The 14,071-nt window shown below is 64.8% G+C and carries 9 protein-coding genes; 5 read left to right on the forward strand and 4 right to left on the reverse strand.

Going from position 1 to position 14,071, the window contains the following annotated elements:
• Positions 1 to 8: 8 nt before the first annotated feature.
• The 3 genes from KHO23_RS06790 to dapC form a co-directional block, all read right to left on the reverse strand.
• Positions 9 to 374, reverse strand: coding sequence for an ArsC family reductase (locus KHO23_RS06790; RefSeq protein WP_211610250.1), 366 nt, complete (start codon positions 372 to 374; stop codon positions 9 to 11).
• Positions 374 to 1,201 carry a 2,3,4,5-tetrahydropyridine-2,6-dicarboxylate N-succinyltransferase gene (gene dapD, locus KHO23_RS06795; protein WP_211610251.1) on the reverse strand — a complete coding sequence of 276 codons (828 nt, stop codon included), beginning with the start codon at positions 1,199 to 1,201 and terminating at the stop codon, positions 374 to 376. Before dapD ends, KHO23_RS06790 begins: the two co-directional genes overlap by 1 nt.
• A gap of 105 nt (positions 1,202 to 1,306) precedes the next feature.
• Positions 1,307 to 2,524, reverse strand: a complete 1,218-nt coding sequence (dapC, locus tag KHO23_RS06800) for a succinyldiaminopimelate transaminase (protein ID WP_211610252.1) — start codon at positions 2,522 to 2,524, stop codon at positions 1,307 to 1,309.
• 362 nt (positions 2,525 to 2,886) lie between these two features.
• On the opposite strand from dapC, the gene KHO23_RS06805 reads away from it, so the two are divergent.
• The 5 genes from KHO23_RS06805 to def all read left to right on the forward strand — a co-directional run bounded on the left by KHO23_RS06805 (position 2,887) and on the right by def (position 11,698).
• A complete protein-coding gene (locus KHO23_RS06805) occupies positions 2,887 to 3,885 on the forward strand; it encodes a DMT family transporter (protein ID WP_211610253.1) in 999 nt (332 codons plus the stop codon).
• 149 nt (positions 3,886 to 4,034) lie between these two features.
• Positions 4,035 to 7,553 carry a chromosome segregation protein SMC gene (smc, locus tag KHO23_RS06810; RefSeq protein ID WP_211610254.1) on the forward strand — a complete coding sequence of 1,173 codons (3,519 nt, stop codon included), beginning with the start codon at positions 4,035 to 4,037 and terminating at the stop codon, positions 7,551 to 7,553.
• Between the two features lie 117 nt (positions 7,554 to 7,670).
• On the forward strand, positions 7,671 to 8,924 hold the full coding sequence (locus tag KHO23_RS06815) for a cell division protein ZipA C-terminal FtsZ-binding domain-containing protein (protein WP_211610255.1): 1,254 nt from the start codon (positions 7,671 to 7,673) through the stop codon (positions 8,922 to 8,924).
• A gap of 177 nt (positions 8,925 to 9,101) precedes the next feature.
• Positions 9,102 to 11,168 carry an NAD-dependent DNA ligase LigA gene (gene ligA, locus KHO23_RS06820; protein ID WP_211610256.1) on the forward strand — a complete coding sequence of 689 codons (2,067 nt, stop codon included), beginning with the start codon at positions 9,102 to 9,104 and terminating at the stop codon, positions 11,166 to 11,168.
• Positions 11,165 to 11,698 carry a peptide deformylase gene (gene def, locus KHO23_RS06825; protein ID WP_211610257.1) on the forward strand — a complete coding sequence of 178 codons (534 nt, stop codon included), beginning with the start codon at positions 11,165 to 11,167 and terminating at the stop codon, positions 11,696 to 11,698. The genes ligA and def overlap by 4 nt, the downstream gene beginning before the upstream one ends.
• Positions 11,699 to 11,848: 150 nt before the next feature.
• On the opposite strand, the gene KHO23_RS06830 is transcribed toward def, so the two are convergent.
• The gene (locus KHO23_RS06830) at positions 11,849 to 14,071 is read right to left on the reverse strand and encodes a pseudouridine synthase (protein WP_211610258.1); all 2,223 of its coding nucleotides are present in this window, start codon (positions 14,069 to 14,071) and stop codon (positions 11,849 to 11,851) included.

Below are 14,071 nucleotides of genomic sequence, written 5' to 3' on the forward strand. Positions count from 1 at the left end.
ACCGGCAATCAGGCAAACAACGCCGTGTATTCGTCCGCGGAGAAACCGAGCGACTTGACCTTTCCATTGACCACGAGCACCGGCCGTTTGATCACCGACGGCTTGTGGATCATCAACGCGATCGCGCCGGACTGCGTGTCCGCCGCCGCCTTCATGTCGTCGGACAGGCCGCGCCAGGTCGTGCCGCGACGGTTCAGCAACGCGTCGAGCTTCACGTCCTTCAGCCAGTCCTGCACGAGCGGCTCGGTCACACCGTGTTTCTTGAAGTCGTGGAATTCGAACTCGACGTCATGCTCTTCCAGCCACACACGGGCCTTCTTCACGGTGTCGCAATTCGGAATGCCGTAGACCACGGTTTTGGTGCCGCGTGCCATCAGTCGCCTCGCAGCAGCTCGTTCAGGCCGACCTTCGCGCGTGTCTTGGCGTCGACCTTCTTGACGATCACGGCGCAGTAGAGGCTGTGCGAGCCGTCTTTCGACGGCAGGTTGCCCGCCACCACCACCGAGCCCGCCGGAATGCGGCCGTACGTGACTTCACCGGTTTCGCGGTCGTAAATCTTGGTGCTCTGGCCGAGGTACACGCCCATCGAGATCACCGAGTTTTCTTCGACGATCACGCCTTCCACCACTTCCGAGCGCGCGCCGATGAAGCAGTTGTCTTCGATGATGACCGGGTTGGCCTGCAGCGGCTCCAGCACGCCGCCAATGCCCACGCCACCCGACAGGTGGACGTTCTTGCCGATCTGCGCGCACGAACCGACCGTGGCCCACGTGTCGACCATCGAGCCTTCGTCCACGTAAGCGCCGATGTTGGTGTACGACGGCATCAGCACCACGTTCTTCGCGATGAACGAGCCGCGGCGCGCGATGGCGGGCGGCACCACGCGGAAGCCGCCGGCGGCGAAGTCTTCAGCGGTGTAGTTGGCGAACTTCGACGGCACCTTGTCGTAGAACTGCGAGTAGCCACCGGCCGCTTGCACCACGTTGTCTTCCAATCGGAACGACAGCAGAACGGCCTTCTTCAGCCATTGATTGACGACCCAGTCGCCGTCCTTCTTTTCGGCCACGCGCAGCGCGCCCTTGTCCAGTTGCTCGATCGCATGGGCGACGGCTTCACGCACGTCGGCCGGAGCGGCCTTCGGCGACAGGTCGGCGCGGTTTTCCCAGGCGGTATCAATGATCTGCTGAAGTTGTTGCGACATATGCGTGCTTTTCTGAAGAGTTGAAGTCTGAAGAAGGGAATGCGGTGCGCGGGGCTGCCGAATACGAAAAACGCACGAAAAACGCACGAAAAACGCACGAAAAACTCAGCCCGCGAGCGCGCGGCAAAAATCGACGATCCGTTGTGCGCCTTGCGTGCATTCGTCGACATCGGCGACGAGCGCCATGCGCACGAAATTGCGGCCGGGGTTCACACCGTGCGCAGTGCGCGCGAGGAAGGAGCCCGGCAGAACCGTCACATTATAGTCGGCGTAGAGGCGCTGGGCGAACTCGGTGTCCGACAGGCCCGTGCGCGAGACGTCCGCCCACAGGTAGAACGCCGCGTCCGGCAGGCGTACGTCGAGCACCTCGGCGAGCATCGGCGTCACGGTGGAAAACTTCTGCACATACTTCGCGCGGTTCTCGCGCACGTGCGTTTCGTCATTCCAGGCCGCGATGCTGGCACTCTGGAACACGGTCGACAAGGCCGCGCCGTGGTATGTCCGGTATAGCAGGAAGTCTTTCAGGATCGCCGCGTCGCCCGCCACGAAGCCCGAGCGCATGCCTGGCACGTTCGAGCGCTTGGACAGGCTCGACAGCATGACAAGGCGCTCGAAGCCGCGACCGAGCTTGTGGGCCGCTTCCAGGCCGCCGAGCGGCGGATGGGCTTCGTCGAAGTAGATTTCCGAGTAGCACTCGTCCGAGGCGATCACGAAGCCGTAACGGTCCGACAGCGCGAACAGTTCGCGCCAGTCGTCGAGCGTGAGCACGGCGCCGGTGGGATTGCCCGGCGAGCACACGTACAACAGCTGAGTGCGCGCCCAGATGTCGGCCGGGACCGCCGAATAGTCGCAGGCAAAGTTGCGCGCCGGGTCGCTATTGACGAAGTACGGCTGCGCGCCGGCGAGAATCGCCGCGCCTTCGTAGATTTGGTAGAACGGGTTCGGACAGAGTACGATCGCAGGCTCGCCGTCAGCATTCTGTCTGGGGGCGATGACCGTTTGTGCGAGCGCAAAAAGCGCCTCGCGCGAGCCCGCCACCGGCAGCACCTGGGTAGCCGGATCGACCGGGGGCAGGGTGTAGCGCTGCGTCACCCATTTCGCGATCGACTCGCGCAGGGCAGGCGTTCCGATGGTGGCCGGATACGACGACAAACCGCCGAGCGAGGCAATCACCGCGTCGCGAATCAGCGAGGGCGTGGGATGTTTCGGTTCGCCGATGCCGAAGCTGATATGCGCGAGGCCGGCCGGCGGCGTGACGTCCTTGAAAAGCGCACGCAGCTTTTCGAACGGATAGGGCTGAAGGGAGTCGAGTAGAGGGTTCACTGGGCGGATCGAGCCTGATCGAGGATGGGCGCAGACGGATGCAGGGAGACGCTGGGCACGCGCGCTGATCGCAAAACGCATGAATGACGCGAAATGACGCGAAAAGGGTGGCAGCGGCGGCGAGCGGATGATTATAGCGTGGCGCGCAGCCGTTCGCGGACCGGCGCGGCGCAACCCGCCAGGCGGCGCAGGCAATGCGACGCAGCGGAAACGACGCGAACCGCGGACGGTGCGCGTAAAAAATAAGCAGGAGCAGTAATGGTCGTAGCAGCAATGGACACATCCGGACGAAGCGGGCGCGAGGACGCCGCCTTCGGCAGCACTAGCCGCAAGCGCAGCCACGGCCGCGGGAGGACCGCGCAATGAGCAACTGGCTTCGCAATAGCTGGCCGACGGGTTGGCCTACCCTCGCGATCATGCTGGGCGCCTCGGTGTGGGGCATGATCTGGTACCCGCTGCGCATGCTGAATGCGCTCGGCGTAACCGGTACGGCCGCGAGCGCGCTCACTAGCGGCGCCGGTTGCCTGTTCGTCCTGCTGGTGCGCTATCGCGCGCTCAGGACCGTGCGCTGGCACTGGCTGCTGCCGGCCTTGGCGCTGGCCGCAGGCATCACCAATCTCGGCTTCGTGTGGGGTTCGATCCATGGCGAGGTGATGCGCGTTCTGTTGCTGTTCTATCTCACCCCTGCCTGGACCGCGCTCTTTGCGCACTTCATCCTGCATGAACGGCTCACCTGGGCGGGCGCCGGCCTCGCCGCGCTATCGCTCGCTGGCGCGATGACCATGCTGTGGTCGCCGCAACTGGGCATCCCGGTGCCCGGCAACCTGGCCGAATGGGCCGGGCTTGCGGGCGGCATGGGCTTCGCGATGAGCAACGTGCTGATTCTCAAGACAAGCCGGGTGCTGCCTGAGATGAAACCGGAAATGCGCACCGCGACGATCTTCGGCGGCGCGGCGATTTTCAGCGCCTTTGCATCGCTGTTCGAGGCAATGCCCGCACCGCCCACCGGCGCGCATCTCGGCACGGCCGCGCTATTGGTGCTCGGCCTCGGTTTTCTGCTCGCGTCGAACAATATGCTCGTGCAGTATGGACTTTCGCGCGTGCCGGCCAATCGGGCCTCGATCATCATGCTGTTCGAGATCGTGGTCACGGCCTTGTCCGCGTGGCTCTTTGCCGGCGAGACGCCGGGCCCGCGCGAATGGGCCGGCGGCGCGTGCATCGTGCTGGCGTCGGCGCTATCCAGCTGGGTGCACCGGACCAAGGCTTTGCCGCCTGATCCGGCCAATCAGGACACGGGTCTCGACACCGGCGACAGCACAGACCGTAAGGACGCTAAGAACCGCTCGCGCGCGATGGTATGATTGCCCCTCATTAGCCGGCGCATGCTTCACCGCGTGCGATTGGCGCCCGTGTCGCGGGGTTTCGCGGGCCGTTTCGCTGCATCGGCGAACGGCTGGCGCGAACTTCACGAGCCACCTTTTATTTTCCCTTTTCAAACAGCGAAATCGCCGTGCGTCTGACCTCGATCAAACTCGCTGGCTTCAAGTCATTCGTCGATCCCACGCATTTCCAGGTCCCGGGCCAGCTTGTCGGCGTGGTCGGACCGAATGGGTGCGGCAAGTCCAATATCATCGACGCCGTGCGCTGGGTGCTCGGCGAATCGCGCGCTTCCGAGCTGCGCGGCGAGTCGATGCAGGACGTGATCTTCAATGGCTCGACCGCGCGCAAGCCGGGTAGCCGCGCCAGCGTCGAACTCGTGTTCGACAACGCCGACGGCCGGGCCGCCGGGCAGTGGGGGCAGTATGCCGAAATCGCCGTCAAGCGCGTGCTCACGCGCGACGGCACCTCGAGCTACTACATCAACAACCTGCCGGCTCGCCGCCGCGACATTCAGGACATCTTCCTCGGTACCGGCCTCGGGCCGCGTGCGTACGCGATCATCGGGCAGGGCATGATCGCGCGCCTGATCGAGGCGAAGCCCGAAGAGCTGCGCGTGTTCCTCGAAGAAGCCGCGGGCGTGTCGAAGTACAAGGAACGCCGCCGCGAGACGGAGAACCGTCTGCACGACACGCGCGAGAATCTGATCCGCGTCGAAGACATCGTCCGCGAACTCAGTGCGAACCTCGAGAAGCTCGAGGCGCAGGCAATCGTCGCGACCAAATACAAGGATTTGCAGGCCGACGGCGAAGAGAAGCAACGTCTGTTGTGGCTGTTGCGCAAGAACGAAGCCGGCGGCGAGCAGGAGCGCCAGCAACGCGCCATCGAACAGGCGCAGATCGACCTCGAAGCGCAAACCGCGAAGCTGCGCGAAGTCGAAGCGCAGCTCGAAACGCTGCGCGTCGCGCATTATTCCGCCAGTGACGCAATGCAGGGTGCGCAGGGCGCGTTGTACGAGGCGAATGCCGAAGTCAGCCGCCTCGAGGCCGAGATCAAGTTCATCGTCGAATCGCGCAACCGCGTGCAGGCGCAGATCGCCGCGTTGACCGCGCAGCGTGAACAGTGGCAATCGCAAGCCCAGAAAGCGCAAGGCGATCTCGAAGACGCCGAAGAACAACTCGCAGTCGCCGAAGAAAAAGCCGCGCTGGCCGAAGACGAAGCCGCCGCGAAGCACGATGCGATGCCGGCGCTGGAAGCGCGCTGGCGCGACGCGCAGACCGAACTGAACGCCGAGCGCGGCGGGATCGCGCAGACCGAACAGGCCATCAAGCTCGAAGCCGCGCATCAGCGCAATGCGGATCAGCAATTGCAGCAACTGCAGCAGCGTCACGAGCGGCTGAAGTTGGAAGCGGGCGGTCTCGACGCGCCCGACGAAGCGCAACTCGAAGACCTGCGCATGCAGCTCGCCGAGCACGAAGAAATCCTGCACGACGCGCAGGCCGGTCTCGCCGACGCGCAGGAAACGCTGCCGCGTCTCGACGGCGAACGGCGTGCGGCCCAGGAACGCGTGCAGTCGGAAAGTGCACAGATTCATCAGCTTGACGCTCGCCTTGCCGCGCTCAAGCAATTGCAGGAAAACGTTCAGACCGAAGGCAAGATTCAGCCGTGGCTTGAAAAGCACGAGCTGAGCGGCTTGCCGCGTCTGTGGAAGAAGCTGCACGTCGAAGCAGGCTGGGAAGCCGCGCTCGAAGCGGTGCTGCGCGAGCGGCTCGCTGCGCTGGAGGTGTCGAACCTCGACTGGGTCAAGGCATTCGCCACCGATGCGCCGCCCGCCAAGCTCGCGTTCTACGCACCGCCGGCAGCCGGTCAGCCGGTCGCCGCACCGCCGGCTTTGCGTCCGCTGCTGTCGCTGGTTCGTATCGACGACGCGGGCATTCGCGCCGTGCTGAACGAATGGCTCGGCCTCGCCTTCGCCGCTGACGATCTGCAGCAGGCGCTCGCCATGCGCGCGCAACTGCCGGAAGGCGGATCGTTCGTCGTGAAGGCCGGCCACGTAGTGACGCGGGTCGGCGTCCAGCTGTATGCCGCCGACTCCGAACAGGCCGGCATGCTGGCCCGTCAGCAGGAAATTGAAAACCTGACGCGTCAGGTGCGTGCGCAAGCCCTGCTCGCCGATGAGGCCAAGTCCGCCGCGATCCGCGCCGAAGCCGCGCATACGCAGGCTGCACAAGTGTTGACCGATGTGCGTCAACAGTCGGAGCGCGCGACGCAACGCGTGCACGCATTGCAGATGGACGTGCTGAAGCTCGCACAGGCACATGAACGCTACACGCAGCGCAGCACGCAGATCCGCGAAGAGCTTGAAGAAATCACCGCGCAGATCGAAGAGCAGCGCGCTTTGCGCGCCGAATCGGAAGCGAACTTCGAGCGTCACGACGCCGAACTCGCGGAATTGCAAGCGCGTTTCGAAGATCATCAACTGGCCTTCGAAGCACTCGACGAATCGCTGACCGCCGCGCGCGCGCAATCGCGTGATCTCGACCGGGCCGCCACCGACGCGCGTTTCGCCGCGCGCAATATGGCGAACCGTATCGACGAATTGAAGCGCAGCATCCAGGTCTCGCATGAGCAGAGCGAGCGCGTCGCCGCGTCGCTGGAAGACGCGCGCGCCGAGCTGGAAACGATCAACGAGCAAACCGCGCATACCGGCTTGCAGGACGCGCTCGATATCCGCGCGGTCAAGGAAGAAGCGCTGCACGCCGCACGTCTCGAACTGGACGACCTGACCGCCAAGCTGCGTGCCGCCGACGAAACCCGTTTGACCGCCGAACGTGCGCTGCAACCGCTGCGCGACCGCATCAACGAATTGCAGCTGAAGGAACAGGCCGCGCGCCTGAACGGCGAGCAGTTCATCGAGCAACTGGCCGCGGCCGGTGTCGATGAGGCGCAATTGCAGGCCAAGCTCACGCCGGACATGAAGCCGTCCTACCTGCAAGGCGAAGTCACGCGGATCAACAACGCGATCACGGCGCTCGGCCCGGTCAACATGGCCGCACTGGACGAGCTGAAGGCGGCGAGCGAGCGCAAAACGTTCCTCGATTCGCAATCGGCCGACCTGACCAACGCGATCGAAACGCTGGAAGACGCGATCCGCAAGATCGACGGCGAAACGCGTACGTTGCTGCAAGGCACTTTCGACGAAGTGAACCGTCATTTCGGCGAGCTGTTCCCGCGTCTCTTTGGCGGTGGCCAGGCCAGGCTGATCATGACCGGCGACGAGATTCTCGACGCCGGCGTGCAGGTGATGGCGCAACCGCCGGGCAAAAAGAATTCGACGATTCACCTGCTGTCGGGCGGCGAAAAGGCACTGACCGCCACCGCGCTGGTGTTCGCGATGTTCCAGTTGAATCCCGCGCCGTTCTGTCTGCTCGACGAAGTGGACGCGCCGCTCGACGACGCCAATACGGAACGTTTTGCGAACCTCGTACGCGCGATGTCGGACAAGACGCAGTTCCTGTTCATTTCGCACAACAAGATCGCGATGGAAATGGCGCAGCAACTGATCGGCGTGACCATGCAGGAGCAGGGCGTATCGCGGATCGTTGCGGTCGACATGGAATCGGCGGCTGGTTTCGCCCAGAATATCGTTTAAGTTTTCGTTTAGATTGATCATCGCGGGCGCCCGCGTTCAGCGCAGCGGCCATCGGCCGCGCGACACGTGGGGTGGGCGCATAGCCGCGCAGACAAAAGAATTGCTGATGGAGCATGCATGGACGAGTTGACACTCGGTTTGATCGGCGCGGGTGCCGTGGTGGTCGGGGGCGTGGTCGTGTACAACGCATGGCAGGGCGCGAAAGTGCGCCGCAAGATGCCACGCCCGATGCCGGCCGATACCGCCGAAAGTTTCGCGCGCGACGATCAGGAAGAACAGAGCCCGTTTATCGAGCCGGCCCGGCCGACCACACGGCGCGAGCCGGTAGTGGGTTCGGAGGCGGCGGCGGAAAGCGCAGCGGCGCGCGTTGAGCCGACTTTTGGCGCGACTGCCGCGCCGCTCGATACGCCGGCCGATATTCAGGCCGAGATGACGACGCCGAACGGCTATCCCGAAGCCGAAGGCATTTCTGAAGCCGAAGGCGGCCAGGCTGCGAAGGCCGCCGAACCGGCCGAGCCGATCCTGCCCGCTGCCACGACGATTTCGTCGGCGCCGCCGGCTATCGTCGATCGGCGCATCGACTGCATCGTGCCGATTCGGTTGAACGGCCCGGTGGCCGGCGACAAGGTGATTCCGCTTGCGCAGCGTCTGCGCCGCGCCGGCAGCAAGCCCGTGCATATCGAAGGCAAGCTCGAAGGCGGTGCGTGGGAATTATTGCAAAACGGCGCACGCTATGAAGAGCTGCGCGCGGCCGCGCAGTTGGCCAATCGCAGCGGGGCGCTCAACGAACTGGAGTTTTCGGAGTTCGTGACGGGCGTGCAGCAGTTTGCCGATGCGCTTGACGCGTCGCCGGAATTTCCCGACATGCTCGAAACGGTTGCCATGGCGCGCGAGCTCGACGGCTTCGCCGCGCAGTGCGATGCGCAACTGTCGATCAACGTACTCTCCGACGGCGCGCCGTGGTCGGCCAACTATGTCCAGGCCGTCGCGTCGCAGGACGGTTTGCTGCTTTCGCGCGACGGCACGCGCTTCGTCAAGCTCGACGCGAAGCAGAGCCCGGTGTTCATGCTGCAATTCGGCGACACCAATTTCCTGCGTGACGACCTGACCTACAAGGGCGGCCAGATGATCACGCTGGTGCTCGACGTGCCGGTCGCGGACGAAGACATCCTGCCGTTCCGCCTGATGTGCGACTACGCGAAATCGTTGGCTGAGCGTATTGGCGGACGGGTGGTCGACGATGGGCGCCGTCCGTTGCCGGAAACCGCGCTGCTGGCGATCGAAAAGCAGTTGATGACGCTCTACGCGAAGCTCGAACAGGCGGGTATTCCGGCGGGTTCGCCGGCCACCCGGCGTTTGTTCAGCCAGTAAGGGCACCGCCTTGTTATGCTGGATTCGACGGCCGCACATTGTGCGGCCGTTGGCATTTGGGGCAGCGTTTCGGCGTGTGCATCGAACCCACGAAACTGGCCATTCGGCCGATGTAAAGGGGCACGCTTTCCTGCGATAATCCTATGTCTGAATTTCATTGAAGAAGCTTCCGACAGCATGGCCCGAACCCCCGCCTCAAACCCTGCAACCAGCGCTCCGGCAGAGCGGGCCGCGTGGCTGCGCGCGGAACTCGAACGCGCCAATTACGCGTACTACGTGCTCGACCAGCCGGACCTGCCGGACGCGGAATACGACAAGCTCTTCAAGGAGCTGGAGCGAATCGAGACGGAGCATCCGGATCTGATCGCGCCGGATTCGCCCACCCAGCGCGTGGGCGGCGAGGCCTCAAGTGGCTTCGAGCCGGTCGTGCACGATCAACCCATGCTCTCGCTGAACAATGGCTTCGCGGACGAAGACATCGTCGCGTTCGACAAGCGCGTTGGCGACGCGCTCGGCAAGAACGCGAGCGAACCGCCGGTGCCGGTGGAGTACGCGGCTGAACTGAAATTCGACGGCCTAGCCATCTCGCTGCGTTACGTCGACGGCGTGTTCGTCCAGGCATCCACGCGCGGCGACGGCGCCACCGGCGAAAATGTCACCGAGAACGTCCGCACGATCCGTTCCATTCCGCTCAAGCTCAAGGGCAAACGTGTGCCGAATGTGCTCGACGTGCGCGGCGAAGTGCTCATGTTCAAGCGCGATTTTGAACGCCTGAACGAGCGCCAGCGGGCGGCTGAGCAGAAGGAATTCGCCAATCCGCGTAACGCTGCCGCGGGCAGCCTGCGCCAGCTCGATTCGAAGATCACCGCACAGCGTCCGCTGTCCTTCTTCGCTTATGGAATCGGTGTGCTCGAAGGCGGCGAGATGCCGGCCACGCATAGCGAACTGCTCGACTGGTACAAGGAACTGGGCTTGCCGGTGAATGGCGAGCGGGCGGTGGTGCAAGGCGCCGAGGGCTTGCTGGGATTTTTTCACGCTGTAGGCGAGAAGCGCGATACGCTGCCTTACGATATCGACGGCGTCGTCTACAAGGTCAACCGGCGCGATGAGCAGGACGCGCTCGGCTTTGTCTCGCGCGCGCCGCGTTTCGCGTTGGCGCACAAATTTCCCGCGCAGGAAGCCCTGACCAAACTGGTCGCGATCGACGTGCAGGTCGGCCGCACCGGCGCAATCACGCCGGTTGCGCGGCTGGAACCGGTGTTCGTCGGTGGCGCGACGGTGACGAACGCCACGTTGCACAATGAAGACGAAGTGCGCCGCAAAGATATCCGCATCGGCGACACGGTGATCGTGCGGCGTGCCGGCGACGTGATCCCCGAGGTGGTGAGCGCGCTGCTCGACCGCCGCCCGGACGACGCCCGCGAGTTCGTCATGCCCACGCATTGCCCGGTGTGCGGTTCGAGCATCGAACGGCTGCCGGACGAGGCAATTGCGCGCTGCACGGGCGGCCTGTTCTGCCCGGCACAGCGCAAGCAGGCGCTGTGGCACTTCGCGCAGAGGCGGGCGCTGGATATCGACGGGCTCGGCGAAAAGATCATCGATCAACTCGTCGAGCAGAATCTGGTGCGCACGCCGGCCGATCTGTTCAACCTTGGCTTTGCGACACTTGCTGAACTCGACCGCTTCGCCGAAAAGTCCGCGCAGAATCTGCTCGACTCGCTCGAAAAAGGCAAGCACACCACGCTCGCGCGCTTCATTTACGCGCTTGGTATCCGGCATGTGGGCGAATCGACGGCGAAAGATCTGGCCAAACATTTCGGCTCGCTGAATCCGATCATGGATGCCTCGGTCGAAGAATTGCTTGAGGTGAACGACGTGGGTCCTGTGGTGGCCGAGTCGATTCATCAGTTTTTCGCCGAAGAGCACAATCGGACGGTGATCGAGCAACTCCGCGCGCCGGGCAAGGTCACATGGCCGGAAGGACCGCCCGCTCCCAAGGCGCCGCAGGGCGTGCTGGCCGGCAAGACGGTCGTATTGACCGGTACCATGCCGACGCTTGCCCGCGAAGAGGCGAAAGAAATGCTCGAAGCGGCTGGCGCGAAAGTGGCAGGTTCGGTGTCGAAGAAAACCGATTACGTGGTGGCGGGGGCCGAAGCGGGCAGCAAGTTGGCGAAAGCCGAGGAACTCGGCATCCCGGTACTCGACGAAGATGGTATGCGTAAGCTCCTGGAGGGGCATCTATGATTCGCGAAATTCTCAAGATGGGCGATCCGCGTCTTTTGCGCATTGCCGATCCGGTCGATCACTTCGACACGCCCGAACTGCATGAACTCGTCAAAGACATGTTCGAAACCATGCACGACGCGGACGGTGCGGGGCTCGCCGCGCCGCAGATCGGCGTCAATCTGCAGGTCGTGATCTTCGGTTTCGGGCACAACGAGCGCTATCCGGATGCGCCGCCGGTGCCGGAGACGGTGTTGATCAATCCGACTATCACGCCGGTGTCGCTGGATATGGAAGAGGGCTGGGAAGGCTGCCTGTCCGTGCCGGGCCTGCGAGGCGCGGTGAGCCGGTTTTCAATGATCAAGTATCACGGCTTCGATCAATTCGGCAAACCGATCGACCGCGTCGCCGAAGGTTTCCACGCGCGTGTCGTGCAACATGAGTGCGACCATCTGATCGGCAAGCTGTACCCGATGCGGATCAACGATTTCGCGAAGTTTGGCTTCACGGAAGTCCTGTTTCCGGATATGGACCTGGGTAGCGACGACTGACGGTCAATCTTGGGGGCTGCGGCGGTTGCCTTGTCGCGAGTGCCGCTGGAAACAAAAAACCCACACCTCGCGGTGTGGGTTTTTTGTTGGGCGAACATTACGGCGCAGGCACCGTGAATGTTTCGCTGTTTGGGCTTCAGGCCCTCGGCATCAAAACGACTCGTCCGCCGACAGATAGCGCCATTGGCCCGGCGGCAGCGCACCCAGCATCACCTGGCCCATCCGCACGCGCTTCAGGCCGATCACATCGAGGCCGACCAGCTCGCACATCCGGCGGATCTGGCGCTTCTTGCCTTCGCGCAGCACGAAACGCAGTTGCTCGCCGTTTTGCCAATTGACCTGTGCGGGTTTCAGCGGCACGTCGTCGAGCGAGAGGCCGTGGCACAAGAGCGCGAGGCTTTCCGGCGGGAAGTGGCTTTCGACGTCGGTGGTGTGCTCGCCGAACGCCACGCGCACCAGATACTCCTTGTCGATCTCCGAATGGCCGCCGATCAACTGCTTGGCGATGCGGCCGTCTTGCGTCAGCACCAGCAAGCCCGTCGAATCGATGTCCAGGCGACCGGCCGGCGCGAGCTGGCGCAGATGCGAGACCGAGAAGCGGATGTCAGAACTGTCGCCTTCCCAGCGATTTTCCGGCGTGACCAGCGTGATCGCCGGTTGGTAGCCGTCTTCCGCCTGGCCCGATACAAGGCCCACGGGCTTGTGGATCAGGACCGTCACCTGGCTCGCTTGGGCGGCTTCGGCGGCCGGGTCGATCTCGATGCGCTGGTCCGGGCGAATCTTGGTACCGAGCGTGTCGATCCGCTCGCCGTCGACCAGCACCCAGCCTTTTTCGATCCACTCGTCGGCTTCGCGGCGCGAGCACATGCCGAGTTCCGACATCAGTTTGGACAGGCGCACGGTGCCCGGTGCGTCTTCGTAATCGCGGCGCGGCGTGCGCGGGGCGGCATCGGTGTCGCGTTCGGCTCTGGCTGCCGGTGCGGGGCCACGCGGCTTGTCGGCGCGGGCCGGGCGGTTGTCATCGCCAAAGCGGCGGCCTGCGGCCGGCAGCGCCTTGTCGAAGCTGCGAGCTGGGCGTTCGCCACGGTCATTACGTTCACTACGCTCGCCGGCACGCGCCGGACGATCGCCAAATTCACGCCTGGCCGGTGCTCGTTCGCCGCGCTCGTCGCGCGGCGCGCGCGCCGGACGGTCCGTGCGGTCACCGTAGCCACTCTTGACGGGCTTCGCGAAAGTGCGCTCGCCACGCTCGGACGCGCCGCGCTCGCCTTCAAAACGGCGCGGTGCGCTGTCGCTGCGCGGCCCGCGCTCGCCGCTACGGCGTTCTTGCGGTGCGCCGCGATCGCTGCCGAAGCGAGACCGATCCGAGGCGTCGCGCGCCGGACGCTCGCCACGCGGGCGGTCTTCCGACGGGCGGCCTGCGCCCGGGCGCGGACCACTGAACGGGCGGCGTTCGCCGTCGTCGCGACGCGGGGCGCGGTTGCCTTCAAAACTTCGTGGTGCACGTTCGCTGCGATCTGCGCTGCCTTCGAAGCGGCGGGGTGCGCGTTCGCTTCGGTCCGAACTTCCTTCGAACCGGCGGGGTGCGCCTTGACTGCGCTCGCCACGATCCGCACCGCCTTCAAAGCGGCGCGGCGCACGATCGCCGCTGCCTTCAAATCGACGCGGAGCGCCTTGGCTGCGCTCACCGTCAGCACGACGCGGAGCGCGTTCGCTACGATCACCACCGCCTTCAAACCTGCGAGGTGCACGCTCACCATCATCACGACGCGGACCACGATCGCCACTGCCTTCGAATCGACGCGGAGCACCCTGGCTGCGTTCACCGTCAGCGCGACGCGGAGCGCGTTCGCTACGATCACCACCACCTTCAAACTTACGGGGTGCGCGCTCACCATCGTCCCGACGCGGCGGACGATCGCCCTCAAACCGGCGCGGAGCGCGTTCGCTGCGGTCGCCGCCACCTTCAAATTTACGGGGCGCACGAGCACCCTCGTCCCGACGGGGTGCACGATCACCGCTGCCCTCGAAGCGGCGCGGCGCACCGCCGGCCCCTTCACGCCGTGGCGGCCGATCCGACGGCGCGCGGCGCGCAGCGCCAGCACCGCCCGCATCCCGCTCGCGGGAAAACGATCCTTCAGCCCGCGGTGCACGCGCACCGGCGCCCGCCGGCTTACCCGCGCCCGCCGGCCGCTTGCCGCCACCGGCTGCACCAGCGCCTTCACCCCGTGCCCCGCTAAAACCCGCCGTCGACGTGGACGGCTTCGGCCCGGCCGGGCGCGTCGGCTTACGCGCCGAGGTGCTTCCGGTACGGACAGGGGCGCGTTCGGACGAAGCCGGCCGCGGGTGCTTGGCTGTTAATTTGACTCGCAT

The sequence above is a fragment of the Paraburkholderia haematera genome (assembly GCF_905220975.1).
Classification (GTDB): domain Bacteria; phylum Pseudomonadota; class Gammaproteobacteria; order Burkholderiales; family Burkholderiaceae; genus Paraburkholderia; species Paraburkholderia haematera.

Bases quoted from the DNA above. Each gene is read 5' to 3' on its own strand.
- KHO23_RS06790 (WP_211610250.1), bottom strand. From the start codon at position 374: ATGGCACGCGGCACCAAAACCGTGGTCTACGGCATTCCGAATTGCGAC.
- dapD (WP_211610251.1), bottom strand. From the start codon at position 1,201: ATGTCGCAACAACTTCAGCAGATCATTGATACCGCCTGGGAAAACCGC.
- KHO23_RS06805 (WP_211610253.1), top strand. From the start codon at position 2,887: ATGAGCAACTGGCTTCGCAATAGCTGGCCGACGGGTTGGCCTACCCTC.
- KHO23_RS06815 (WP_211610255.1), top strand. From the start codon at position 7,671: ATGGACGAGTTGACACTCGGTTTGATCGGCGCGGGTGCCGTGGTGGTC.
- ligA (WP_211610256.1), top strand. From the start codon at position 9,102: ATGGCCCGAACCCCCGCCTCAAACCCTGCAACCAGCGCTCCGGCAGAG.
- def (WP_211610257.1), top strand. From the start codon at position 11,165: ATGATTCGCGAAATTCTCAAGATGGGCGATCCGCGTCTTTTGCGCATT.
- KHO23_RS06830 (WP_211610258.1), bottom strand. From the start codon at position 14,071: ATGCGAGTCAAATTAACAGCCAAGCACCCGCGGCCGGCTTCGTCCGAA.